The sequence below is a fragment of the Streptomyces sp. NPDC030820 genome (assembly GCF_055572075.1).
In genome coordinates, this window is the sequence record NZ_JBVIEB010000011.1 from 1 (window position 1) to 25,834 (window position 25,834).

Annotated in this window: 14 protein-coding genes, 1 tRNA gene and 1 rRNA gene; 12 read left to right on the forward strand and 4 right to left on the reverse strand. The window is 71.0% G+C overall.

Annotation, left to right across the window (positions count from 1 at the left end; all coding sequences use genetic code 11):
- The 3 genes from rrf to ACZ418_RS28310 all read left to right on the forward strand — a co-directional run.
- Window positions 1-88, forward strand: a 5S ribosomal RNA gene (rrf, locus tag ACZ418_RS28300); the annotation flags it as partial.
- Between the two features lie 116 nt (window positions 89-204).
- On the forward strand, window positions 205-867 hold the full coding sequence (locus ACZ418_RS28305; RefSeq protein WP_468368932.1) for a DegT/DnrJ/EryC1/StrS family aminotransferase: 663 nt from the start codon (window positions 205-207) through the stop codon (window positions 865-867).
- Between the two features lie 84 nt (window positions 868-951).
- A tRNA-Thr gene (locus ACZ418_RS28310) sits at window positions 952-1,024 on the forward strand.
- Window positions 1,025-1,061: 37 nt separating this feature from the next.
- On the opposite strand, the gene ACZ418_RS28315 is transcribed toward ACZ418_RS28310, so the two are convergent.
- A complete protein-coding gene (locus ACZ418_RS28315) occupies window positions 1,062-3,821 on the reverse strand; it encodes a SpoIIE family protein phosphatase (protein ID WP_468368363.1) in 2,760 nt (919 codons plus the stop codon).
- Between the two features lie 408 nt (window positions 3,822-4,229).
- On the opposite strand from ACZ418_RS28315, the gene ACZ418_RS28320 reads away from it, so the two are divergent.
- The 9 genes from ACZ418_RS28320 to ACZ418_RS28360 all read left to right on the forward strand — a co-directional run bounded on the left by ACZ418_RS28320 (window position 4,230) and on the right by ACZ418_RS28360 (window position 18,678).
- Window positions 4,230-9,689: a HAMP domain-containing protein gene (locus ACZ418_RS28320; RefSeq protein ID WP_468368366.1), complete on the forward strand. Its 5,460-nt coding sequence runs from the start codon at window positions 4,230-4,232 to the stop codon at window positions 9,687-9,689.
- Window positions 9,690-9,988: 299 nt separating this feature from the next.
- Entirely contained in the window at window positions 9,989-10,669 is a 681-nt protein-coding gene (locus tag ACZ418_RS28325) for a response regulator (RefSeq protein WP_468368369.1), read from the forward strand.
- Between the two features lie 124 nt (window positions 10,670-10,793).
- A complete protein-coding gene (locus ACZ418_RS28330) occupies window positions 10,794-13,538 on the forward strand; it encodes a DNA translocase FtsK (protein ID WP_468368371.1) in 2,745 nt (914 codons plus the stop codon).
- Between the two features lie 280 nt (window positions 13,539-13,818).
- Complete coding sequence (locus ACZ418_RS28335; RefSeq protein ID WP_468368373.1) at window positions 13,819-14,664, forward strand: helix-turn-helix domain-containing protein; 846 nt, start codon at window positions 13,819-13,821, stop codon at window positions 14,662-14,664.
- A gap of 94 nt (window positions 14,665-14,758) precedes the next feature.
- On the forward strand, window positions 14,759-16,231 hold the full coding sequence (gene rimO / locus ACZ418_RS28340) for a 30S ribosomal protein S12 methylthiotransferase RimO (RefSeq protein WP_468368376.1): 1,473 nt from the start codon (window positions 14,759-14,761) through the stop codon (window positions 16,229-16,231).
- The gene (gene pgsA, locus ACZ418_RS28345; protein ID WP_468368379.1) at window positions 16,228-16,986 is read left to right on the forward strand and encodes a CDP-diacylglycerol--glycerol-3-phosphate 3-phosphatidyltransferase; all 759 of its coding nucleotides are present in this window, start codon (window positions 16,228-16,230) and stop codon (window positions 16,984-16,986) included. The genes rimO and pgsA overlap by 4 nt, the downstream gene beginning before the upstream one ends.
- The gene (locus tag ACZ418_RS28350) at window positions 16,983-17,528 is read left to right on the forward strand and encodes a CinA family protein (RefSeq protein WP_468368382.1); all 546 of its coding nucleotides are present in this window, start codon (window positions 16,983-16,985) and stop codon (window positions 17,526-17,528) included. The genes pgsA and ACZ418_RS28350 overlap by 4 nt, the downstream gene beginning before the upstream one ends.
- A 109-nt stretch (window positions 17,529-17,637) precedes the next feature.
- Window positions 17,638-18,012 (forward strand): helix-turn-helix domain-containing protein, encoded by a 375-nt coding sequence (locus ACZ418_RS28355; RefSeq protein ID WP_053666341.1) that lies wholly within the window; start codon window positions 17,638-17,640, stop codon window positions 18,010-18,012.
- Between the two features lie 195 nt (window positions 18,013-18,207).
- Window positions 18,208-18,678, forward strand: a complete 471-nt coding sequence (locus ACZ418_RS28360; protein ID WP_468368935.1) for a Dps family protein — start codon at window positions 18,208-18,210, stop codon at window positions 18,676-18,678.
- Between the two features lie 360 nt (window positions 18,679-19,038).
- On the opposite strand, the gene ACZ418_RS28365 is transcribed toward ACZ418_RS28360, so the two are convergent.
- From ACZ418_RS28365 to ACZ418_RS28375, 3 genes are all read right to left on the reverse strand, one after another.
- On the reverse strand, window positions 19,039-19,803 hold the full coding sequence (locus ACZ418_RS28365) for an SDR family NAD(P)-dependent oxidoreductase (protein WP_468368386.1): 765 nt from the start codon (window positions 19,801-19,803) through the stop codon (window positions 19,039-19,041).
- A gap of 110 nt (window positions 19,804-19,913) precedes the next feature.
- A complete protein-coding gene (locus tag ACZ418_RS28370; protein WP_468368388.1) occupies window positions 19,914-20,759 on the reverse strand; it encodes an Fpg/Nei family DNA glycosylase in 846 nt (281 codons plus the stop codon).
- Between the two features lie 71 nt (window positions 20,760-20,830).
- Window positions 20,831-25,822 carry an ATP-dependent helicase gene (locus ACZ418_RS28375; protein ID WP_468368390.1) on the reverse strand — a complete coding sequence of 1,664 codons (4,992 nt, stop codon included), beginning with the start codon at window positions 25,820-25,822 and terminating at the stop codon, window positions 20,831-20,833.
- Between the last annotated feature and the right edge of the window lie 12 nt (window positions 25,823-25,834).

A 25,834-nucleotide genomic window follows, 5' to 3' on the forward strand; every position in this document is an offset into this window, starting at 1 on the left:
CGGTTACATTCCGAACCCGGAAGCTAAGCCTCACAGCGCCGATGGTACTGCAGGGGGGACCCTGTGGGAGAGTAGGACGCCGCCGAACAATTCTTATAAGAAGGTCGGATCCTGAACTTCGGTTCGGGGTCCGACCTTTTTACGTTTTGCTTAACGTGTCGTTCACCCTACGCGCCCAGCATCCAGTACATGGGAACTGCTGCGATGCTCAGGGCCGCCGGCGTCGGCGTCGGTGACGAGGTCGTCATACCTGCCTTCGGGAACGTCGAGGTCGCCGAGGCCGTGACCCTGGCCGGTGGGCTCCCGGTGTTCGCCGACATAGACCCGGTGACCTACTGCCTCGACCCCGGCGCCGTCGAAGCAGCCGTAACTCCGCGTACTGCAGCGGTCGTTGTCGTGCACCGCTTCGGACGGTCGGCCGATGTACGGCGGTTGCACGGGCTCGGGCAGCGGCACGGTCTTCTGGTGCTGGAGCAGGGCGAGTCCGAGGCGCCGTACGACGAGATAGCGCAGCGCAGACAGCGGGCCGCCTACCTCGACGGCAAGCTCAAGGGCGTGCGGACTCCGGACGGCGGCGACGGGCACACCTATCAGCAGTACGTCGTGCGGGTGCCGGGGAACGGCCGGCCGGACCGGGATGCCTTCGCGATGGCCTTGCGGGCCAAGGGCGTTGAGTGCCGAGTGCCGGTCAAGACACCCGTGCACCGGCTGCCGGAGTTCCGTCGGTGCGTGTCCCTGCCGGAAACCGAGCTGGCCGCCGACGAGACGCTGACGCTGCCGGTGGACGCCTCGCTCACCAAGCGGGAGATGCAGCGGATCGTGTCCGCGTGCAACGCGCTCGGTGGACTGCTGCAGCCTGCCTACTGAGCGGGTTCCGAACGAATTTGGGAACTCGGGCCTGCTCGGGGTAGAGTTTCTTCGTCGCCGCGAGGGAAACCTCGAAAACGACAGGCCCCTATAGCTCAGTCGGCAGAGCGTCTCCATGGTAAGGAGAAGGTCAACGGTTCGATTCCGTTTGGGGGCTCAGTGAAAAGACCCCGCCCTTCCGGGCGGGGTCTTTCTCATGCGTCCTTGTGGATTCCCGGGACGCGCATCGCCAGGATCGCCATGTCGTCCGACGGGGCGTCCGACGCGAAGCGTTCCACCGCGCGCATGATGCGTGCGGCGACCGCGCCCGCCGTCAGACCCGTGCAGGTCGTGAGGACGTCGGCGAGGCCGTCGTCGCCCAGCATGCGCGTGCCCTCACGGCGTTCGGTGACGCCGTCCGTGACGCAGAGAAGCACGTCACCGGGGTCGAGGGTGACGGTCTCCTCGTGCAGCTCCAGGTCCTCGATCACGCCCAGCAGCGGCTGCGGTTCGGCGGCCGGCGTCACCGTGCCGTCCTGGCGCAGGCGCAGCGGGAGCGGGTGGCCGGCGCAGACCACCTTCAGCTCGGCGCTGCCGTCCTCCTGCGGGCGCATCTCGCCGTAGAGGAGCGTCAGGAAGCGGCTGCGGTCGCCCTCGTCGAGGATCGCGGAGTTCAGGCGCTGCAGGACCGCCGGCCCGGACAGGCCCTCGCGGGCCAGGAGGCGCAGGGCATGCCGGGCGAGGCCGGTGACCGCCGCCGCGTTGGGGCCCGTACCGCAGACGTCGCCGATGGCGAAGCCGTAGGCGCCGTTGCCGATCGGGAAGAGGTCGTAGAAGTCGCCGCCGACCTCGTTGCCCTCTCCGGCGGCGCGGTAGATGACCTCGACCTCGACGCCGTCGATCTGCGGCAGGCCCGGCGGGAGCAGGCTGCGCTGGAGGGACTGGCTGATGGCCGTGCGCTCCGAGTACAGGCGGGCGTTGTCCAGGGCGAGTGCGGCCCGGCGGGACAGGTCCTCGGCCAGTTCCAGGATTTCCTGGCGGAAGTGTTCGTCCGTGGGCTTGCCGAGGGTCAGCATGCCGATGACGCGGTTGCGCGCGACGAGCGGCAGGACGACCGTCTCGCCGCCGACGGCGGAGGCCGTGGCGAGGGTGGGGCCGATGCCCGCGCTGACCCGGTGCGTGGGGCCGCCGGACAGGCCCAGGCTGCGCATGGAGGTGCGCAGGGCCGCCTGGTGCGCCACCTCCCCTGGGACGGACCATACGCGGGCGCCGGGGGTCGGTACCGGGTCCGGCGGCGGGACCTTTGACAGCAACGACTTGATGCCGTCGATGAGTTCCTCGTCCTCGTGCAGGACGTACGACAGGTACGGCTCGGAGGCCTGGTCGGCGATCGTATAGACGGCGCACCAGGTGGCCAGTGTGGGGACCGTCATCTGGGCCATCAGGGCCAGCGTCTGGTCGCGGTCCAGGGTGCCCGCCAGCAGGTCGGAGGCCTCGACGAGGAAGCTCAGGGAGCCGCGGCGCAGGCGTTCCAGCTCGCCGAGGCGGGCCGACTCGACGGCCAGGGCGATCCGGTCGGCGGCGAACTGCAGGCGCAGCGCCTCCTCGTTGGAGTACCGGCCCGGTGCCTCGGCCGCGACGCCGAGCGAGCCGGTGAGGCGGCCCTCGACCTTCAGCGGGACCGTGACGACCGAGCGCATCCCGGTGCCGGCGAGCAGCGGTACGGCGCCGGGGACGGACGTGAGGTCGTCGTGGACGGCCGGCATGCGCGCGGAGCCGTAGCGGCCGGGGCCGGCCTCGACGGGCACGCGCGCGAAGCGCTGGCGGGCGGAGGGCAGGCCGGTGGAGGCGCGGACCTCCAGCTCGGTCTCGTCGTCGGTGGCCAGCAGCAGGAACGCGGAGTCGCCGTCGAGCATGTCGCGGGCGCGCTCCACCGTGCGCTGGAGGAGGCCGTCGAGGTCGTCCGGGGCGGGGGAGCCGATGAAGACCTCGAAGGGGTCGGTGCCCTGGCCGTCGGAGGACGGGGACTGGTCGCCCGCCGGGACGCGCGGGGGAGTCTGGAGCACCGCGCGTTCGTGGTCGCGGACCAGGAGGCAGACGGTGGACGGTTCGCCACCGGTGTCGCGGACCCTGAGGTGGGAGGCGTAGACCGAGGCCACGCGGCCGTCGGCGCCGCGGATGCCGTAGCTGCCCTCCCAGCGGGAGAGCTGCAGGGCCTCGGCCACGCCGGTGCTGGTGCCCGGGGTGTGCGGCCAGGCCGCCAGTTCGGTGAGGGGCTTGCCGACGACCTCGGCGGCCGGATATCCGAACAGTTCTTCGGCGTCCTCGTTCCAGGAAGTGATCGAGCCCTTGCGGTCCACCTGGAGGACCGCGACGCGGACCCGGCTGTCGGCCAGCGGGAGCAGGTCGGCGGGGAGGGACGGGCCCGCGGTGCGGGTGCCGACGGGGCGTTCGGGGAGGTTGAGCTGGAACCAGACGTTCTTGTGGGTGGGCGTGTAGTCGACGCCCCAGCGGGTGGCCAGGGCCGCGCACAGTTGCAGGCCGCGGCCGCCCTCCCGGTCGGGGCTGCCCATGGTGGCGGCGGCGTTCTGGAGGGGGACCTCACGCTCGGGGTAGCGGTCCGAGACCTCGATGCGCACGCCGTCCTCGGTGCGCAGACACAGGACGTCCGCGTGCGTGCCCGCGTGGACGACCGCGTTGGTCACCAGCTCGCTGGTCAGGACCACGGCGTCGTCGACGATGTCGGCGAAGCCCCAGCCCTGGAGGGTGTCGCGGACGAAGGACCGGGCGGTCGCAACCGATCGCCCCACGGGCTCGAAGGTGGCGGCCGCGCGCGCGGTGATCACAGAACTCCTCGGCCGGTTGTCTACGTGCAGGGCTGCGTGGCCGGCGGGCTCGCGCCGCTGCTGCGGCATCAGCTCGCCCGTCGGCTGTGGCTCCGGGGGCTGTCCCCCGGGGATGACTCCGGTGGTCATGGTCTGCGGCCGCCCCTCCGATGCCCGCTCGTTCTCGTCCCACCGCCCAAGCCGGTCGGACCGGTGCGGCTGGACAGCCGCATGCAAGGTTACTTACCTTCGCCGTCCGAGCGGATGCCGGTCGCCGGTGTTTACCCCCCATGGTGTGCGGACGATGTGCGAAGCTGCCGAACTGTTATGGCCTGGTTGGGCCGGGGTGAAACACTGGGCAAGCTTCTGATGAAGGTCGGGTCAGCCTGCGTGTGTTCCGTGTACGGCGGGCAGCAGCCTCTGGTGTGGCCGGATCTCGTCTGGCAGAAATACGCAGCAGTAACCGGTACGCCGAAGTAACCGGTATGCCGAAACCGGCAGGCCGGGCCGAAGCGGCCGAGCACAGCAGTAACGGTCTACCCCTCCGGGAGGGACACAGTGGAGTCTGGCGCGGCGACGCGTGGCACGAAGACGCGCGCGAAAGGCGGACCGTCCCTGGGCAGGCGCGGCGAGACCACCGCCGTGGACACGGCTGCCCTGAACCGTCTGCTGGCGGCTCTCGTCTCGATGCGTGACGGGAACTTCCGCAAGCGGCTCACGGTCTCCGGGGACGGCGTGATGTCGGAGATTGCGGCCGTCTTCAACGAGGTGGCCGACCGGAACCTGCATCTGACCGGTGAGCTGTCCCGGGTGCGGCGCATGGTGGGCCGTGAGGGCAAGCTCACCGAGCGGCTGGAGAAGGGGGCCTGCGAGGGCTCCTGGGCGTCCGCGATCGACGCCTCCAACGCGCTCGTCGACGATCTCGTATGGCCGGTTTCGGAGGTCGGCCGGGTGCTCACCGCGGTCGCCGAAGGCGATCTGTCACCGCGGATGGAGCTGCGGACCCAGGCACTGGACGGCGGCACCGGGCACCCGTTGCGGGGCGAGTTCCTGAAGGTCGGCCGTACCGTCAACAACCTGGTCGACCAGCTGTCGACGTTCACGGACGAGGTCACGCGCGTGGCCAGCGAGGTCGGCACCGAGGGCAAGCTCGGCGGTCAGGCCCGGGTGCGCGGTATGTCCGGTTCGTGGAAGGACCTGACGGAGTCCGTCAACACCATGGCGCGGCAGCTGACCGCCCAGGTGCGCGACATCGCGCTGGTGACGACGGCGGTCGCCCGGGGTGACCTGTCACGCAAGGTGACCGTGCAGGTCGCCGGCGAGATGCTGGAGCTGAAGAACACCGTCAACACGATGGTGGAGCAGCTGTCGTCCTTCTCCGTGGAGGTGACCCGGGTCGCCCGTGAGGTGGGCACCGAGGGCATCCTGGGCGGTCAGGCGCAGGTGCCGGGCGTGGCCGGGGTGTGGAAGGAGCTGACCGACTCCGTCAACACGATGGCGGGCAACCTGACCGCACAGGTCCGCGGGATCTCCCAGGTCACGACGGCCGTCGCCAGTGGCGACCTGTCGCAGAAGGTGACGGTTCCGGCGCGCGGTGAGGTGGCGCAGCTCGCCGAGACGATCAACCAGATGACCGAGACGCTGCGGATCTTCGCGGACGAGGTCACGCGCGTGGCGAACGAGGTCGGCGCGGAGGGCCGGCTCGGCGGGCAGGCGAACGTGCCGGGCGCCGCCGGTACGTGGAAGGACCTGACGGACTCCGTCAACACCGTCTTCCGGAACCTGACCACCCAGGTGCGGGACATCGCCACCGTGACGACGGCCGTGGCCAGCGGTGATCTGTCGCAGAAGGTCACGGTCGACGTGGCCGGCGAGATGCTGGAGCTGAAGAACACCGTCAACGGGATGGTGGACCAGCTGTCGGCGTTCGGTGCCGAGGTGACGCGGGTCGCGCGGGAGATCGGTGTCGAGGGTGAGCTGGGCGGTCAGGCGCAGGTGCCGGGGGCGGCCGGTGCCTGGAAGGACCTGACGGACTCCGTCAACACCGCGTTCCGGAACCTGACCGGCCAGGTGCGCAACATCGCCCAGGTGACGACGGCGGTGGCCAACGGCGACCTGTCGCAGAAGGTCACCGTGGACGTCTCCGGCGAGATGCTGAAGCTGAAGAACACCGTCAACACGATGGTGGACCAGCTGTCGAGCTTCGCCGACCAGGTCACGCGGATGGCCCGGGACGTGGGTACGGAGGGCCGGCTGGGCGGTCAGGCCCGGGTGGACGGCGTGTCGGGCACGTGGAAGGAGTTGACGGACTCCGTCAACTTCATGGCCGGCAACCTGACCTCGCAGGTGCGGCAGATCGCCCAGGTGACGACGGCCGTGGCGCGCGGTGACCTGTCGCAGAAGATCGACGTCGACGCGCGCGGTGAGATTCTTGAGCTGAAGAACACGATCAACACGATGGTTGATCAGCTGTCCGCCTTCGCCGACCAGGTGACCCGGGTGGCGCGGGACGTGGGTACCGAGGGCCGCCTCGGCGGTCAGGCGCAGGTGCCCGGTGTGGCCGGCGTCTGGCGGGACCTGACCGACTCGGTGAACGGCATGGCCGGCAACCTGACGGCCCAGGTGCGCAACATCGCGCAGGTCGCGACGGCCGTGGCGCGCGGTGACCTCTCCCAGAAGATCACCGTGGACGCGCGCGGGGAGATCCTGGAGCTGAAGAACACGCTGAACACGATGGTGGACCAGCTGTCGTCGTTCGCCCAGGAGGTCACGCGAGTGGCCCGTGAGGTGGGTACGGAGGGCATCCTCGGCGGTCAGGCCGAGGTGCAGGGGGTCTCCGGGACCTGGAAGGACCTCACGCAGTCCGTGAACTTCATGGCGAACAACCTGACGATCCAGGTGCGCAACATCGCCGAGGTCACGACCGCGGTCGCCAAGGGCGACCTGTCGAAGAAGATCACCGTTGACGCGAAGGGCGAGATTCTTGAGCTCGTCACGACGGTCAACACGATGGTTGATCAGCTGTCCAGTTTCGCCGAGCAGGTGACCCGGGTGGCCCGTGAGGTGGGTACCGAGGGCATCCTGGGCGGCCAGGCAACCGTGCCGGGTGTCACCGGTATCTGGAAGGACCTCAGCAACAACGTCAACCTCATGGCCAACAACCTGACCATGCAGGTGCGGAACATCTCCCAGGTCGCCTCGGCGGTCGCCAACGGCGACCTGACGCGGCAGGTGACGATCGAGGCGCGCGGTGAGGTCGCGCAGCTCGCCGACACGATCAACATCATGGTGAAGACGCTGAGTTCGTTCGCCGACCAGGTCACCAAGGTGGCCCGCGAGGTGGGCACGGACGGCATCCTGGGTGGCCAGGCGCACGTACCGGGTGTGGCCGGCACCTGGAAGGACCTGACCGAGTCCGTGAACCAGATGGCGTCCAACCTGACCGGTCAGGTGCGGAACATCGCCATGGTCACCACGGCCATCGCCAAGGGTGACCTGACGAAGAAGATCGACATTGACGCGCGCGGCGAGATCCTTGAACTGAAGACGACGATCAACACCATGGTTGATCAGCTGTCCAGCTTCGCCGAGGAGGTCACGCGCGTGGCCCGCGAGGTGGGCACGGAGGGACAGCTCGGCGGCCAGGCACGCGTGCGTGACGTCGACGGCACCTGGCGGGACCTGACCGAGTCGGTGAACGAGATGGCCGGGAACCTGACCCGGCAGGTGCGTGCCATCGCGCGCGTGGCGACCGCGGTGACCCGAGGCGACCTGAACCTGAAGATCGACGTCGACGCGTCCGGCGAGATCCAGGAGCTGCAGGACTACATCAACAAGATGATCGCCAACCTGCGCGACACCACGATCGCCAACAAGGAGCAGGACTGGCTCAAGGGCAACCTGGCCCGTATCTCCGGCCTCATGCAGGGCCGCCGGGACCTGGAGGACGTGGCCTCGCTGATCATGAGCGAGCTGACGCCGGTCGTCTCCGCGCAGCACGGCGCGTTCTTCCTGACGATGCCGCTCATGGAGGGCAAGGACGCCGGCGACGGCGAGGACAACTACGAGCTGCGGATGCTCGGCTCGTACGGCTACTCGATGGGCTCCATGCCGACGTCGTTCCGGCCCGGTGAGGCGCTGGTCGGCACGGCCGCCCAGGAGAAGCGCACGATCCTGGTGGAGAACGCGCCCAGCGGCTATCTGAAGATCTCCTCCGGCCTCGGCGAGGCCCCGCCGGCGCAGGTGATCGTGCTGCCGGTGCTGTTCGAGGGCAATGTGCTCGGTGTGATCGAGCTCGCCTCCTTCACGCCGTTCACGCAGATCCAGAAGGACTTCCTCAACCAGATCGCCGAGATGATCGCGACGAGCGTCAACACCATCTCGGTCAACACCAAGACCGAGCAGCTGCTGAAGCAGTCGCAGGAACTGACCGAGCAACTCCGCGAGCGGTCGGCCGAGTTGGAGAACCGGCAGAAGGCGCTGCAGGCCTCCAACGCCGAACTGGAGGAGAAGGCCGAGCTGCTGGCCCGGCAGAACCGCGACATCGAGGTGAAGAACACCGAGATCGAGGAGGCCCGGCAGGTCCTTGAGGAGCGCGCCGAGCAGCTCGCGGTGTCGATGCGCTACAAGAGCGAGTTCCTCGCCAACATGTCGCACGAGCTGCGTACGCCGCTCAACTCGCTGCTGATTCTGGCCAAGTTGCTCGCCGACAACGCCGAGGGCAACCTCTCGCCGAAGCAGGTGGAGTTCGCCGAGACCATCCACGGCGCCGGCTCGGACCTGCTCCAGCTGATCAACGACATCCTCGACCTGTCGAAGGTCGAGGCGGGCAAGATGGACGTCTCCCCGACGCGCATCGCGCTCGTGCAGCTCGTGGACTACGTGGAGGCCACCTTCCGGCCGCTGACCGCGGAGAAGGGCCTGGACCTGTCCGTACGGGTCTCCCCGGAGCTGCCCGCCACCCTGCACACCGACGAGCAGAGGCTGCTGCAGGTGCTGCGCAACCTGCTGTCGAACGCGGTGAAGTTCACCGACTCCGGGTCGGTGGAGCTGGTGATCAGGCCGGCCGGCGCCGACGTTCCGGTGGGCATCCGCGAGCAGCTGCTGGAGGCCGGCTCGCTGACCGATCCGGACGGACCGCTGATCGCGTTCTCGGTGACGGACACCGGCATCGGCATCGCGGCCAGCAAGATGCGGGTGATCTTCGAGGCGTTCAAGCAGGCGGACGGCACGACCAGCCGCAAGTACGGCGGCACCGGCCTCGGCCTGTCGATCTCCCGGGAGATCGCGCAGCTGCTCGGCGGTGAGATCCACGCGCAGAGCGAACCGGGGCGTGGCTCGACGTTCACGCTGTACCTGCCGCTGCACCCGAGCGAGCTGCCGCCGCAGGGCTACCAGCAGTCGGTGCCCCCGCTGGAGGCGGGCGAGCTGCTGGCCTCCGAGGCCGAGCGGTCCTCCGAGCTGTCCGCCGTGGAGATCGAGACCCCGGCCGAGGTGAAGTCGTACCGGGAGACGCAGAACGGTCCCGCGGCGCTCTTCCGGCGCCGGCGCCGGGGTCTGCCGCAGGGCGAGCTGCGGCCCGAGCCGTGGTCGACGGTGCCCGAGCAGGACAGCGGGCCGCAGTCCGCGCGCGGGGTGCGGTTCGGCGGCGAGAAGGTGCTGATCGTCGACGACGACATCCGCAATGTGTTCGCCCTGACCAGCGTCCTGGAGCAGCACGGTCTGTCGGTGCTGTACGCCGAGAACGGCCGCGAGGGCATCGAGGTGCTGGAGCAGCACGACGACGTGGCGGTCGTGCTGATGGACATCATGATGCCGGAGATGGACGGGTACGCGACGACCACGGCGATCCGCAGGATGCCGCAGTTCGCCGGGCTGCCGATCATCGCGCTGACCGCGAAGGCGATGAAGGGCGACCGGGAGAAGGCGATCGAGTCCGGTGCCTCCGACTATGTGACCAAGCCGGTCGACCCGGATCATCTGCTGGCCGTGATGCAGCAGTGGATGGGTGGGAAGTGACGAGATCGGCGCACCGGGATGTGAACACCCGGGGAACCCTTGGCGTGGGTCGGGAGTTGTCCACTAGAGGTGAGGGCGAAGGTACGGCTTAGGGTGGCCTGCGAACGTATGGGAATGCGGGATTCCGGGAACCATGCCGACCCGTGCCGCGTTTCCGCTATGTGCACAGTGACATCGCGGTGACAGGGTGTGGCGACGGGCGGGGTGCGGCTACGATGACCGGCACAAGGACGGGCGGCGAAAGGGAGTCGTCCCCTGGGGCGGCGCCCGGTGTACCGCCGGGGCGAGGAGGGCGGGCCATGGTGCAGAAGGCCAAGATCCTCCTGGTCGATGACCGGCCGGAGAATCTGCTGGCGCTGGAGGCGATCCTCTCGGCGCTCGATCAGACGCTGGTGCGGGCATCGTCCGGGGAGGAAGCGCTCAAGGCACTGCTCACGGACGATTTCGCGGTCATTCTGCTGGACGTCCAGATGCCGGGCATGGACGGGTTCGAGACCGCCGCGCACATCAAGCGGCGCGAGCGGACCCGGGACATCCCGATCATCTTCCTCACGGCGATCAACCACGGCCCGCACCACACCTTCCGGGGCTATGCGGCGGGCGCGGTCGACTACATCTCCAAGCCCTTCGACCCGTGGGTGCTGCGCGCGAAGGTCTCGGTGTTCGTCGAGCTGTACATGAAGAACTGCCAGCTGCGGGAGCAGGCTGCGCTGCTGCGGCTGCAGTTGGAGGGCGGCGGCAAGGGCATGGTCGGCGGCAAGGAGTCCGCCGGGCTGCTCGCCGAGCTGTCCGCGCGGCTCGCGGCCGTGGAGGAGCAGGCCGAGGCGCTGTCCAAGCAGTTGGACGACGATTCGGCGGACGCGGCCGCGGTGGCCACGGCGGCCCATCTGGAGCGCAAACTCACCGGGTTGCGGCGCGCGCTCGACGCCCTGGAGCCGGGCGCCGGCCCCGGCGGCTCGTCGGTGCCGGCACAGAACTGACATACACCCAGGCGGCGGTTGCCCATGAGCGTGCGTCAGTTCCGGTCGTCGACAAGGGCGACACGAACGGGTGAAGCTGTGGGCACACGTGTCCGCTGTCGTCTCCCCCGGTAACCTCACACCCATGGCCTCACGTCCCTCCGCAGCCAAGAAGCAGACCGCCAGGAAGGCGGCTGCTCCCGCGAAGGCTCCGGCGAAGAAGGCCGCAGCGAAGAAGGCTCCGGCCAAGAAGGCGCCCGCCAAGAAGGCCCCGGCCAGAAAGGCCGCGCCGCCGAAGCCGGCGCCCAGCCCCACCGGGGGCGTGTACCGACTCGTGCGCGCCCTCTGGCTGGGCCTCGCGCACGCCGTCGGCGCCGTCTTCCGCGGCATAGGGCAGGGCGCGCGGAACCTCGATCCGGCCCACCGCAAGGACGGCATCGCGCTGCTGCTGTTCGGCATCGCACTGATCGTCGCCGCCGGCACCTGGGCCGACCTGAAGGGCCCGGTCGGCGACCTCGTGGAGATCCTCGTCACCGGTGCCTTCGGCCGACTGGACCTGCTGGTGCCGATCCTGCTCGCGGTGATCGCCGTACGGCTCGTCCGGCACCCGGAGCAGCCCGAGGCCAACGGGCGGATCGTGATCGGCCTGTCCGCCCTCGTCATCGGCGTGCTCGGGCAGGTCCACATCGCCTGCGGCTCGCCCGCCCGCAGCGACGGCATGCAGGCCATAAGGGACGCCGGCGGCCTCATCGGCTGGGCGGCGGCCACCCCGCTGACGTACTCCATGAGCGACGCGCTCGCCGTACCGCTGCTGGTGCTGCTGACGATCTTCGGGCTGCTCGTGGTGACCGCCACCCCGGTCAACGCCATCCCGCAGCGGCTGCGGGCGCTCGGCGTACGCCTGGGAGTGCTGCACGACCACGAGGCGGAGGAGTTCACCGAGGACGACGAGCGCTACGACGAACAGTGGCGCGAGGCGCTGCCCGCGCGCTCCCGCAAGCGCTCGTCCGCCCCCCAGGCGTACGACCCCGAAAGCGCCGAGGAGGAGGCCCTCTCGCGGCGCCGTGGCCGCCCCAGGCGCTCCGCGGTGCCCCAGCCGGATCCACAGCGCCGGATGGACGCCGTGGACGTCGCGGCGGCCGCCGCCGCGGCGCTCGACGGCGCGGTGCTGCACGGCATGCCGCCCTCCCCGCTGGTCGCGGACCTCACCCTGGGCGTCAGCGTGGGCGACCGTGAGGAGACCACGCCGGTGCCCACCCCGGCGCCGACCCCCGCGCCCGCCCCCGCGCCGGTCCCGGCCGCGCGCCCCAAGCAGGAGAAGCTCACGGCCGGGATCGTCCCCGACCTGACCAAGAAGGCCCCCGAGGAGCCGCGCGACCTGCCGCCGCGCGCGGAGCAGCTCCAGCTCTCCGGGGACATCACCTACGCGCTGCCGTCGCTGGACCTCCTGACGCGCGGTGGTCCCGGCAAAGCGCGCAGCGAGGCCAACGACGCCGTCGTCGCCTCGCTCACCCAGGTCTTCACCGAGTTCAAGGTCGACGCGGCCGTCACCGGCTTCACCCGCGGCCCGACGGTCACCCGCTACGAGGTCGAACTCGGCCCCGCCGTGAAGGTCGAGCGGATCACCGCGCTGACCAAGAACATCGCGTACGCCGTCGCCAGCCCGGACGTCAGGATCATCAGCCCCATCCCCGGCAAGTCCGCGGTCGGCATCGAGATCCCGAACACCGACCGGGAGATGGTCAACCTCGGCGACGTGCTGCGCCTCGCGGAGTCCGCCGAGGACGACGACCCGATGCTCGTCGCCTTCGGCAAGGACGTCGAGGGCGGGTACGTGATGCACTCGCTGGCGAAGATGCCGCACATGCTGGTCGCCGGTGCGACCGGTTCCGGCAAGTCGTCCTGCATCAACTGTCTGATCACCTCGGTCATGATGCGGGCGACCCCGGAGGACGTCCGGATGATCCTGGTCGACCCCAAGCGGGTGGAACTGACCGCCTACGAGGGCATCCCGCATCTGATCACGCCGATCATCACCAACCCCAAGCGGGCCGCCGAGGCGCTGCAGTGGGTCGTACGCGAGATGGACCTGCGCTACGACGACCTGGCGGCCTACGGCTACCGGCACATCGACGACTTCAACCAGGCCGTCCGCGACGGCAAGGTCAAGCCGCCGGAGGGCAGCGAGCGCGAGCTGCAGCCGTACCCGTACCTGCTGGTGATCGTGGACGAGCTGGCCGACCTGATGATGGTCGCCCCGCGCGACGTCGAGGACGCGATCGTGCGCATCACCCAGCTCGCGCGCGCGGCCGGCATCCATCTGGTGCTCGCCACCCAGCGTCCGTCGGTCGACGTGGTCACCGGTCTGATCAAGGCCAACGTGCCCTCCCGGCTCGCCTTCGCCACCTCCTCGCTCGCCGACTCCCGGGTCATCCTGGACCAGCCCGGCGCCGAGAAGCTGATCGGCAAGGGCGACGGCCTGTTCCTGCCGATGGGCGCGAACAAGCCGACCCGTATGCAGGGCGCGTTCGTCACCGAGGCGGAGGTCGCGGCCGTCGTACAGCACTGCAAGGACCAGATGGCGCCGGTCTTCCGGGACGACGTCACGGTCGGCAGCAAGCAGAAGAAGGAGATCGACGAGGACATCGGCGACGACCTGGACCTGCTGTGCCAGGCGGCCGAGCTGGTCGTCTCCACCCAGTTCGGGTCGACCTCCATGCTCCAGCGCAAGCTGCGTGTCGGCTTCGCCAAGGCCGGGCGGCTCATGGACCTCATGGAGTCCCGGGGCGTCGTGGGCCCGAGCGAGGGATCCAAGGCACGTGACGTTCTCGTGAAGCCTGATGAGCTGGACGGCGTGCTCGCCCTGATCCGCGGGGAGTCTGGGGAGTAGGGCGAAGGGCCGTCCGGCGGACGCCGGTTACGCCGGGTGGCGGCATCGTCCGTGATCCACCCGTTAGGGAGCGGCGAGCAACCGTTTCCCTTTGTCGTACGTCCAGTTGAGCGAAAGGACAGATAGGCGTCCCACGATGGGGTACCTGCCTGTCGAACTATAGGAATGTCCGGCCATTCCTATGGTGTGCAAAGTCAGACCGCCCGGTTGCCCCACCCTTTCGTACCCCCCCTAGACTGAGCTTCCAGCACAGGTGGCTACACGCTCGAAAGGCGCCCCCGTGTCCATCGGCAACTCCCCTGAAGACGAGCGTCCGTTGCAAGACGAGTCCCAGGAAGCCCGTGTCTCCGTGGGCCGTGCCCTGCAGCAGGCGCGGATCGCGGCCGGGCTCACCGTGGACGACGTCAGCACTGCCACTCGTGTCCGTATCGCCATCATCCACGCCATCGAGGCGGACGACTTCGCCCCCTGTGGCGGCGATGTGTACGCCCGCGGGCACATCCGCACGCTGGCCAAGGCCGTCCATCTCGATCCCGCACCCCTGATCACCCAGTACGACGCCGAGCACGGCGGCCGTCCCGCACCCACCCCGGCAGCACCCCTGTTCGAGGCCGAGCGGATCCGGCCGGAGCGGCGCGGGCCGAACTGGACCGCCGCCATGGTCGCCGCGATCGTCGTCGTGATCGGCTTCGTCGGCTTCACCGCGGTCAAGGGCAGCGACTCGGGCAACGACGCGAAGTCGCAGGTCGCCGGGGGTAGCGGCACGCCCGCGGCGGGCAAGTCCGCCTCGCCCACGCCGAAGAAGGCCAAGCCCGCCGCACCGAGCACCGAGCCCTCCGACAGCGCCATCGCCGCCGCGCCCCAGGACAAGGTGACCGTCCAGATCAGCGCGCCCAACGGACGCAGCTGGATCTCGGCCAAGGACCACAACGGCCGGATGCTCTTCGACGGGCTGCTGAGGAAGGGCGAGTCCAAGACCTTCCAGGACAGCTCCAAGATCAACCTGATCCTCGGCGACGCCGGCGCGATCGAGCTGTACGTCAACGGCAAGAAGATCGACGACAACTTCCAGGCGGGCCAGGTGGAGCGCCTCACCTACACGAAGGGCGACCCGGTGGCGGGCTGAGCGGCCCTTGGGCAGAGCGTGTGTGACGGGGTTGGCCAAGATCGGCCAACCCCGTCGACGTGGGCTGTCAGTGAGACGAAGTACTCTTGAGCCCATGCCTGAACGCCGTACCGTCGCACTCGTCACTCTCGGCTGCGCCCGTAACGAGGTGGACTCGGAGGAGCTCGCAGGCCGTTTGGAGGCGGACGGCTGGCAGCTCGTCGAGGACGCCGCGGACGCCGATGTCGCCGTGGTCAACACGTGTGGCTTCGTCGAGGCCGCGAAGAAGGACTCCGTCGACGCCCTCCTCGAGGCCAACGACCTCAAGGACCATGGGAGAACCCAGGCCGTCGTGGCGGTGGGCTGCATGGCCGAGCGGTACGGCAAGGAGCTGGCCGAGGCGCTGCCCGAGGCCGACGGCGTGCTCGGCTTCGACGACTACGTGAACATCTCCGACCGCCTGCAGACCATTCTGTCCGGCGGCGTCCACGCCTCCCACACCCCGCGCGACCGGCGCAAGCTGCTCCCGATCAGCCCGGCCGAGCGCCAGGAATCGGCCGCGTCCGTCGCCCTGCCCGGGCATGCCCCTGCCGATCTCCCGGAGGGCGTGGCGCCCGCCTCCGGCCCCCGCGCGCCCCTGCGCCGCCGCCTCGACGGCTCCCCGGTGGCCTCGGTGAAGCTCGCCTCCGGCTGCGACCGGCGCTGCTCCTTCTGCGCCATCCCGTCCTTCCGCGGCTCCTTCATCTCCCGCCGCCCCAGCGACGTGCTGAACGAGACGCGATGGCTGGCCGAGCAGGGCGTGAAGGAGATCATGCTGGTCTCCGAGAACAACACCTCCTACGGCAAGGACCTGGGCGACATCCGTCTGCTGGAGTCCCTGCTGCCGGACCTGGCCGAGGTCGACGGCATCGAGCGGTTGCGGGTGAGCTATCTGCAGCCGGCCGAGATGCGCCCGGGTCTGATCGACGTGCTGACCTCCACCCCGAAGGTCGCCCCGTACTTCGACCTGTCCTTCCAGCACTCCGCGCCCGGCGTGCTGCGCGCCATGCGCCGGTTCGGCGACACGGACCGCTTCCTGGAACTGCTCGACACGATCCGCTCCAAGGCGCCCGAGGCCGGTGTGCGCTCCAACTTCATCGTCGGCTTCCCCGGCGAGAGCGAGGCGGACCTGGCCGAGCTGGAGCGCTTCCTGAACGGCGCGCGCCTGGACGCCATCGGTGTCTTCGGCTACTCCGACGAGGAGGGCACCGAGGCCGCGACCTACGACAACAAGCTCGACGAGGACATCGTGGCCGAGCGCCTGGCCCGGGTGTCCCGGCTGGCCGAGGAACTCGTCTCGCAGCGCGCCGAGGAGCGCGTCGGCGCGACCGTGCAGGTCCTGGTCGAGTCCGTCGACGAGGAAGAGGGCGTCTACGGCCGTGCCGCGCACCAGGCGCCCGAGACCGACGGCCAGGTTCTGCTCACGAGCGGCGCGGGCCTGACCGTCGGACGTATGGTCGAGGCGAAGGTGATTGGTACGGAAGGCGTCGACCTGGTGGCCGAGCCGCTGACCGGCTCGCTCGCGTGCAGTGAGGAGGCGGGCAGATGACCGGAGTCCCGGCATCCGCCGCGGGTGGCTCCTCCGGCGCGCACGGCGCGCGGAGTTCCGCCGCCGCTGCCGACGGCGCTCGGTCCGAGGTCTCCGCTTCTGCTCCAGGTCCCGACAGTGGCGGCAGGCCCGCGCGCGGCGGGAAGATCGCGGCCGCGGCCGTCAACCAGGCGAGCGTCTGGAACGTGGCCAATCTGCTGACCATGCTCCGGCTGCTCCTGGTGCCCGGCTTCGTGGCGCTGATGCTGGCGAACGGCGGCTATGACCCGGCCTGGCGCTCGCTGGCCTGGGCGGCCTTCGCCATCGCCATGATCACCGACCTGTTCGACGGGCATCTGGCGCGTACCTACAACCTGGTCACCGACTTCGGGAAGATCGCCGACCCCATCGCCGACAAGGCGATCATGGGGGCGGCGCTGATCTGTCTGTCGGCCCTGGGCGATCTGCCGTGGTGGGTGACGGCCGTCATCCTCGGCCGGGAACTCGGCGTCACGCTGCTTCGTTTTCTGGTCATTCGCTACGGCGTGATCCCGGCCAGCCGCGGCGGCAAGCTCAAGACCCTCACCCAGGGGGTCGCGGTCGGGATGTACATCCTGGCGCTGACGGGATGGCTGGCCACGCTGAGGTTCTGGGTGATGGCCGTGGCGGTCGTCCTCACCGTCGTCACAGGACTCGACTACGTAAGACAAGCCATTGTGCTGCGCAGGCGGGGAATCGCCGAGCGCGCTGCGGCGTTGGAGGAGAAGGAAGCGTGAGCTCGCAGGCCACCGAACTGGTGCGACTACTGACCGTGAGGGGCGAGACCCTCTCCGTCGCCGAGTCGCTCACCGGTGGCCTGGTGGCGGCGGAGATCACCTCGGTCCCCGGAGCGTCCAAGGTGTTCCGGGGTTCGGTCACCGCCTACGCCACCGAGCTGAAGCATGAGCTGCTGGGCGTCGACGCCACCCTGCTGGCGCAGCGAGGAGCGGTGGACCCGCAGGTGGCGGGCGAGATGGCAGCCGGCGTACGGAAGGTTCTGGGCGCCGACTGGGGCATCGCGACCACCGGAGTCGCGGGCCCCGAACCGCAGGACGGCAAGCCCGTCGGGACGGTCTTCGTGGCCGTCGACGGGCCGCTCACCGATCGCCCTGGTTCTGCCGGTGGCGGAAAAGTGGAAGCCCTGCGGTTGAACGGCAGCCGTGCGGAAATTCGTATGGAGAGTGTACGGAGCGTACTCGCAGTGCTCCTCGAGCAGCTGGCGGGCGAACAGACCGGTAATGAGCGGGCACAGGATACGGAACGGAACGGGGGGTTTTGATGTTTGCAGCCCTGAGTGAACACGACATCGCTCCCCGCACGGCCGCAGCGCGAGGCGGTACGGTGGGGCGAGAAGGATGCGGCTACGCGGTCCGAGGAGGGAGCCACCGATGATTCTGCTCCGTCGCCTGCTGGGTGACGTGCTGCGTCGGCAGCGCCAACGCCAGGGCCGTACTCTGCGCGAAGTCTCCTCGTCCGCCCGAGTCTCACTCGGCTATCTCTCCGAGGTGGAGCGGGGGCAGAAGGAGGCTTCCTCCGAGCTGCTCGCCGCCATCTGCGACGCGCTGGACGTACGGATGTCGGAACTCATGCGAGAAGTGAGCGACGAGCTGGCGCTCGCCGAACTGGCCCAGTCCGCCGCGGCCACCGAGCCCGTGCCCACGCCGGTCCGTCCGATGCTGGGTTCCGTCTCGGTGACCGGTGTGCCACCGGAACGGGTGACCATCAAGGCGCCCGCGGAGGCAGTGGACGTGGTTGCCGCGTGACGCACGCGTGCGCGGCCTAGCGAACATATGAGGCCCCGGCCGGGCTTCTCGGGATGAACCCCGGGGAGCGTGGCCGGGGCTTTCGCTTTACCGGTCGCATGTGCGACTTGTTTCACTTTTGTGCCCGTTTGCCGGGGTCGGTCGGTGCGGTCATGGTGGAGGGACGTGACGGCGCCGAAGCACCGGAGGAAGCGGATGCATGTCGTGAAGAGCCCATTGGCCGACGCGGACCTGAAGACCGTGGCCGAGGCACTGCAGGGTGCCCTCGTCGACCTGGTGGACCTCTCGCTGGTCGCCAAGCAGATCCACTGGAACATCGTCGGGCCCCGCTTCCGCTCCATCCACCTCCAGCTCGACGAGGTCGTCGCCTCCGCGCGCACCCACTCCGACACGGTGGCCGAGCGGGCCTCGGCCCTGGGCGTACCGCCGGACGGGCGCGCCGCCACGGTGGCCTCCGGCAGCGGCATCAGCACCACTCCGGCGGGCTGGATCAAGGACGGGGACGCGGTCGGGGCGATGGTGGACGCGCTCGGCGCGGTGATCGCCGGGATGCGGGTGCGGGTGGCGGCCACGGCGGAGCCGGATCCGGTGTCCCAAGACATCTTCATCGGGATCACGGCGGATCTGGAGAAGCATCACTGGATGTTCCAGGCGGAGAACGCGTAGGTGTTCTGGCCGGGGTCGGTTGCCGGTGCTGTTCAGGTGCCGATGGGCTGATGTGCGTGCACCGGTGAGCCCGTGGTGCGCCTTCCCCGCCGGGCGGGCGGAGGTCTAGCGTCCGGCAGGAGGTGGTGGCGGGCATGGTGGCACGGACAGTGCGTTGGGCGGTCGGGCTGGGGTTCGCGGCCGTGTGGTGGTGGGCCGTGCTCCGGATCGCTCTGGGGCAGGGCGCGGGCGTGCTGGAAGGCGCCGTCGCGGCCGGCGGGTGGGGGGTGAGCCTGCTGCCCGTGCACTGCGTCCCCAAGGGGCACGCGGTGGGGGCGGTGCCGAAGGGCCGCTGGATGGCCGTCTGGCGGGCGCAGGACGCTACCAGGGCATCGCCACACCCCCGTTCGGGCGAAGTATCTGACCCGTAGTGAACGCCGAGGCGTCCGACGCCAGGTACAGCACCGCGTGAGCGACGTCATCCGGCTCACCGACCCGGCCCAGCGGTGCCATGCGGGCCATCACGCCCTCGGTGTGCGCCTGTGTCTCGCGGTCGTGGCGGTCGGTCATCGGGGTGCGGATCCAGCCCGGAGCGATCGCGTTGACCCGGATGCCGTGCCGGCCGACCTCGGTGGCCAGCGTCCTGGTGAGCTGGACCACGGCCGCCTTCGCCGCGCCGTAGCAGAGCAGCCCGGGGCCTCCGGTGTCGACCGCGCCGGAGGCCATGGTCACGATGCTGCCCCGAGTGTCATGGGCCAGCATCGAACGGGCCGCCTCCTGGCAGGCGTGCAGCACGCCCTTGAAATTGATGTTCAGCACCCGGTCGAGATCCTCGTCACGGGTCTCCAGCACGGGGCTGCTGTGCATGATCCCGGCGATTGCCGCCATCACGTCCAGGCGCTCGCAGGACCGGACGGCCTCGGCGAGCCGGGCCCGGTCGGTGACGTCCAGGACATGCGTACGGGCCCTGCCGCCGCGTTTCTCGATCAGCTCCGCCGTGCCCTGCAGGCCGTCCGCGTCCCGGTCGGCGCAGTGCACGGTCGCCCCCGCCTCGGCGAGCAGCACGGCGGAGGCCCGGCCGATACCACCGGCGGCTCCGGTGACGAATGCGGTGCGTCCGGTGAGGTCGTACGCGGTGAGGGGCATGGAGCGACGCTACGACCGCTTCTGACGGTCCGTCAATTACCTTGGCAGGCCGCCGATGCCGGTCCGACAACGCCAGTGCCGACGGTGCCGGAGCGGTGTGGGGCGGGGCGTCAGGTGGTGCGGCGGGGCCGGCGGTCTTGCCGGTGTTGCGGTGAGCCGGGGGCCGGGGCCGGGCCCGTCTGGCAGGTGGGGCACCAGTAGGTGGGGCGTTCCCGGGAGCCGTCGCCCTGGTCGGCCACGCGGACCGGGGTGTGGCAACGCAGGCAGGGGCGGGGTGCGCGGCCGTAGACGAACAGGTCGTGCCGGTGCAGGCCTGTGGTCTGGCGGACCGGGCGGTCGCGGTTCGCCTCCAGGAGCCTCTTGGCGAGCGCGGGCAGCTTCTCGGTGCGGTCCGCGGGGAGCGCGCCGACCGGCAGCCACGGGGTGACAGCCAGCAGGAAACACAGCTCGCTCTTGTAGATGTTGCCGATGCCGGCGAGGTTGCGCTGGTCGAGCAGGGCCTCGCCGAGCGGGCGGGCGGGGTCGGCGAGGAGGTTGGCGAGGGCGCGCTCGGGGTCCCAGTCCGGGCCGAGCAGGTCGGGGCCCAGGTGGCCGACGACCCGCTCCTCCTCGGTCGTGCGCAGCAGCTCCAGGACCTGGAGCCGGTAGCCCACGGCCGTACGGTCGGCGGTGCCGAGGATCGCCCGGATCTGGTGTGCCGGGCCGCCCCGCCAGCGCTCGCCGGTGCCGTACACCTTCCAGGCGCCCTCCATCCGCAGATGCGTGTGGAGGGTCAGACCGCCCTCGAACCGGGTGAGGAGGTGTTTGCCGCGCGGGACCGTGCTCAGCACCGTGCGACCCGTGAGGTCGACCGTCGCGTACTTCGGCACACGGAAGTCGCTGCGGGTCAGTGCCTTGCCCGCGAGGGCCTCGTGCAGCCGCCTCGCGGCCTGCCAGACCGTGTCACCTTCGGGCATGCGTCAAGGGTGCCACGGTTGGGTGAGGCGGGCGTTCGGGTGGCGGTGGCGGCGCGGCCGCCCGTCGGCGGTCACGCTCTCAGGCGCAGGCCGCGCGGTGTGGCCACGAAGCCCGCTGCTTCGAGAAGGGTGCCTATCGGCGAGGTCAGGGCCTGGGCGCCGTTGATCCGCTCGACCGCGACCGTGCCGAGGGAACCCGCGCGGGCCGCCGCGGCCAGGGCCTCCGCGGCCGTACGGAGCCGGGGGTCGTCCGGGGCCGCGGTGTCCGGGGTGGCGGGCCAGGCCAGCAGGGTCTTGCCGCCGCGCTCCATGTACAGCGTCAGCTCGCCCTCCACCAGGACGACCAGCGAGCCCGCCTTGCGGCCCGGTTTGTGCCCGGCCCCGGTCGGCGGCTCGGGCCAGGACAGGGCCGCGCCGTACGCGTTGGCGGGATCGGCCGCGGCGAGGACCACGGCACGTGGGTCAGGTGCGGTCGTGCTCGTACGACCGCCGCCGTAGCCCCGGTGCGCCGGTGAGCCGTAGGCGCCGGCTGAGCCGCCTCTGGGGCCGCCGTAGCCGGGGGAGGCGAAGGGGTCGGCGAGGTCGCGGGGCGAGACATAGTCGCCGGGGCCGGGCGGGGGGTCTGCCGGTGGCCAGGTGAAGTCGCCGTCGAGGCCGGGGTGGGCGAAGCCGCCGTCCGACCCGTCGAAGGCGCCGGGGAGGGGGTGTTCGTGGGGTGGGCCGTCGCTTCCGGTGAACTCGTTCGGGAACGGCGGTGCGGCAAAGCCGTCCGAGGGACTCGGGAAGCCGCCCCGGGGGTCCGCGGCGGTCAGGCTCTCGCCGCGGTCGCGGGCGTTGGACACCGCGCGGAGTCGGTCCACCGCGCCGTCCATGGCGAACTGGGCCGCGCCCAGGCCCTCGACCACATAGCCGCGCCGCGCCTGGCCGCTCTCCTCGAACGCGGACAGCACGCGGTACACCGCCGAGAAGCCGCCCTCGATCCCCTCCGCGGCGACCGCCCCGCGGGTGACCACGCCGTGCCGGTCCAGCAGGGTGCGGGCCAGCGCGTGTGCGCGCACGGTGGGGTCCGGCTCGGCCGTCGGAAGCAGGGACCAGCGGCCGGCGACCGTCGGCGGACCGGTGCGGGACGCGGTGCGCGCGGCGGCCGTCAGGGAGCCGTAGCGCCCGCGCGGGACGGCACGCTTGGCGCGGTGGGCGGTCGAGCCCGCCGTACGGCCCGAGCCCAGCAGGGAGCGCATCGGCGCGAGGGTGTCGTTGGTGAGCCGGCCCGACCAAGCCAGATCCCAGAGCGCGTCGGCCAGTTGGGGGTCGGTGACGTCGGGGTGGGTGGTGGCACGGACCTGGTCGGCGATCTGGCGGAAGAACAGGCCGTAGCCGCCGGAGAGGGCGTCCAGGACGGACTGGTGGAGCGCGGTCAGCTCCAGGGGGTGGGCCGGCGGGAGCAGCAGCGGGGCCGCATCCGCCAGATAGAGGGAGACCCAGCCGTCCTTGCCGGGCAGGGCGCCCGCGCCGGACCACACCACTTCGCCGGCGGCCGTCAGTTCGTCGAGCATCGCGGGTGCGTAGTTCGCCACGCGGGAGGGCAGGACCAGCTTCTCCAGTGCGGAGGCGGGCACGGAGGCGCCCTGCAACTGCTCGACGGCGCGCACCAGTCCGTCGATGCCGCGCAGACCGTGCCCCCTGCCGATGTGCTGCCACTGGGGCAGGAACTGGGCCAGCGCCGCCGGTGGCACGGGCTCCAGCTCATGGCGCAGGGCCGCCAGGGAGCGGCGGCGCAGGCGGCGCAGTACGGCCGCGTCGCACCACTCCTGGCCGATGCCCGCCGGGTGGAACTCGCCCTGCACCACCCGGCCGCTCGCGGCGAGCCGCTGCAGGGCGCCCTCGGTGACCGCCACGCCCAGGCCGAAGCGGGCCGCCGCCGTGGCCGACGTGAACGGGCCGTGGGTGCGGGCGAACCGGGCGAGGAGATCGCCCAGCGGGTCCTTGACCGGCTCGGTGAAGGCCTCGGGCACGCCGACCGGCAGTGCCGTGCCGAGCGCGTCGCGCAGCCGGCCCGCGTCCTCGACCGCCGCCCAGTGGTCGGCACCGGCGATCCGGACCTTGATGGCCCGGCGGGCGCCGGCCAGCTCGCGCGCCCACTGCGCATCCGCGCCCCGCGCGACCAGCTCGGCGTCGGTCAGCGGGCCGAGCAGCCGCAGTACATCGGCCACGCCCTCCACGTCCTTGACCCGGCGGTCCTCGGTGAGCCACTGCAGCTCGCGCTCCAGCTCGGTCAGCACCTCGGCGTCGAGCAGCTCGCGCAGCTCCGCCTGGCCCAGCAGCTCGGCCAGCAGCCGCGAGTCCAGGGACAGCGCGGCGGCGCGGCGCTCGGCGAGCGGGGAGTCGCCCTCGTACAGGAACTGGGCGACATATCCGAACAGCAGGGAGCGGGCGAACGGGGACGGCTCCGGGGTGGTGACCTCGACCAGGCGGACCTTGCGGGACTCGATGTCGCCCATCAGCTCGACGAGCCCGGGGACGTCGAAGACGTCCTGGAGGCATTCGCGGACGGCCTCCAGGACGATCGGAAACGAGCCGAACTCGCTCGCCACCTGCAGCAGTTGGGCCGCGCGCTGGCGCTGTTGCCACAGCGGCGTGCGCTTGCCGGGGTTGCGGCGCGGCAGCAGCAGCGCGCGGGCGGCGCACTCGCGGAACCGGGAGGCGAACAGGGCGGAGCCGCCGACCTGGTCGGTGACGATCTGGTCGACCTCGCCCTTGTCGAAGGCGACGTCCGCCGCGCCGACGGGTGCCTGGTCGGCGTCGTACTCCGTGCCGGCCTTCATCGGTGCCTGGTCGAGCAGGTCCAGGCCCATCAGGTCGGCGTCGGGCAGGCGCAGCACGATGCCGTCGTCGGCGTGCATGACCTGCGCGTCCATGCCGTACCGCTCGGACAGGCGGGCGCCGAGCGCGAGGGCCCAGGGGGCGTGCACCTGGGCGCCGAAGGGGGAGTGGACGACGACCCGCCAGTCGCCCAGCTCGTCGCGGAAGCGCTCGACGACGATCGTGCGGTCGTCCGGGACATGGCCGCATGCCTCGCGCTGCTCGTCCAGGTACGACAGCACATTGTCCGCCGCCCAGGCGTCCAGGCCCGCCGCGAGCAGCCGCAGCCGGGCATCGTCCCTGGGCAGCGCGCCGACCTCGCGCAGGAACGCCCCCACCGCGCGGCCCAGTTCGAGCGGGCGGCCCAGCTGGTCGCCCTTCCAGAAGGGCAGCCGGCCCGGCACACCGGGGGCGGGCGAGACCAGGACCCGGTCGCGGGTGATGTCCTCGATGCGCCAGGAACTCGTGCCCAGCGTGAAGACGTCCCCGACCCGGGACTCGTAGACCATCTCCTCGTCCAGCTCGCCGACCCGGCCGCCGCCCTTCTTGGGGTCGGAACCGGCGAGGAAGACCCCGAACAGGCCGCGGTCGGGGATGGTGCCGCCGGAGGTGACGGCGAGGCGCTGGGCGCCCGGGCGGCCGGTGATCTCGCCGGTCACGCGGTCCCACACCACGCGCGGGCGCAGCTCCGCGAACGCGTCGGACGGATAGCGGCCCGCGAGCATGTCGAGGACCGCCGTGAACGCCGACTCGGGGAGCGAGGCGAAGGGGGCCGCACGGCGGACCACGGCGAGCAGGTCGTCGAACTGCCAGGTGTCCAGGGCCGTCATCGCGACCAGTTGCTGCGCGAGCACGTCGAGCGGGTTCGCCGGCACCTTCAGGGACTCGATCGAGCCCGAGCGCATCCGCTCGGTGACCACGGCCGCCTGGACGAGGTCGCCGCGGTACTTGGGGAAGACGACACCGGTGGAGATGGCGCCCACCTGGTGCCCCGCGCGGCCGACGCGCTGGAGGCCGGAGGCGACCGAGGGCGGGGACTCGACCTGCACGACCAGGTCGACGGCGCCCATGTCGATACCCAGCTCCAGGCTGGACGTGGCGACCACGGCGGGCAGCCGGCCCGCCTTCAGATCCTCCTCGACCAGGGCGCGCTGCTCCTTGGAGACCGAGCCGTGGTGCGCGCGGGCGATCACCGGGGGTGCGCCCTGGGCCGCGCCCGAGCCGCCCATCAGCTGGGCCGGGGAGTGGTGCTCGTCCAGGGTCTCGCCGGTCGCCCGTTCGTAGGCAATCTCGTTCAGCCGGTTGCACAGCCGCTCGGCGAGCCGCCGGGAGTTGGCGAAGACGATCGTGGAGCGGTGGGACTGGACCAGGTCGGCGATCCGCTCCTCCACGTGCGGCCAGATCGACGGCCGCTCCCCGCCCTCGGCCGCGTCCGCCGCCGGGGAGCCGCCCAGCTCGCCCATGTCCTCGACCGGTACCACCACGGACAGGTCGAACTCCTTGCCCGACTCCGGCTGGACGATCTCCACCTTGCGCCGGGGCGAGAGATACCGGGCCACCTCGTCCACCGGACGGACCGTCGCCGACAGGCCGATCCGGCGGGCCGGCTTCGGCAGCAGCTCGTCGAGCCGCTCCAGGGAGAGCGCGAGATGGGCGCCGCGCTTGGTGCCCGCGACCGCGTGCACCTCGTCCAGGATCACCGTCTCCACGCCCGTGAGCGCGTCGCGCGTGGCCGAGGTCAGCATCAGGAACAGCGACTCGGGGGTGGTGATCAGGATGTCCGGCGGGCGGGTGGACAAGGCGCGCCGCTCGGCCGCAGGGGTGTCGCCGGAGCGGATGCCGACCCTGACCTCGGGCTGGGGCAGGCCCAGACGCACGGACTCCTGGCGGATGCCGGTCAGCGGGCTGCGGAGGTTGCGCTCGACGTCGACCGCGAGGGCCTTCAGCGGGGACACGTAGAGCACCCGGCAGCGCTTCCTCGGGTCGGCCGGGGGCGGGGTCGAGGCCAGCTGGTCCAGGGCGGCGAGGAACGCCGCCAGCGTCTTGCCCGAGCCGGTCGGGGCCACCACCAGCACGTCCGAGCCCGCGCCGATGGCCTGCCACGCGCCGGCCTGGGCCGCGGTGGGCGCGGAGAACGCCCCCGTGAACCAGCCGCGGGTCGCGGGTGAGAAGCCGTCGAGGGCTCGGTGTGCGGAGCTGACCATGCGTCCATCCTG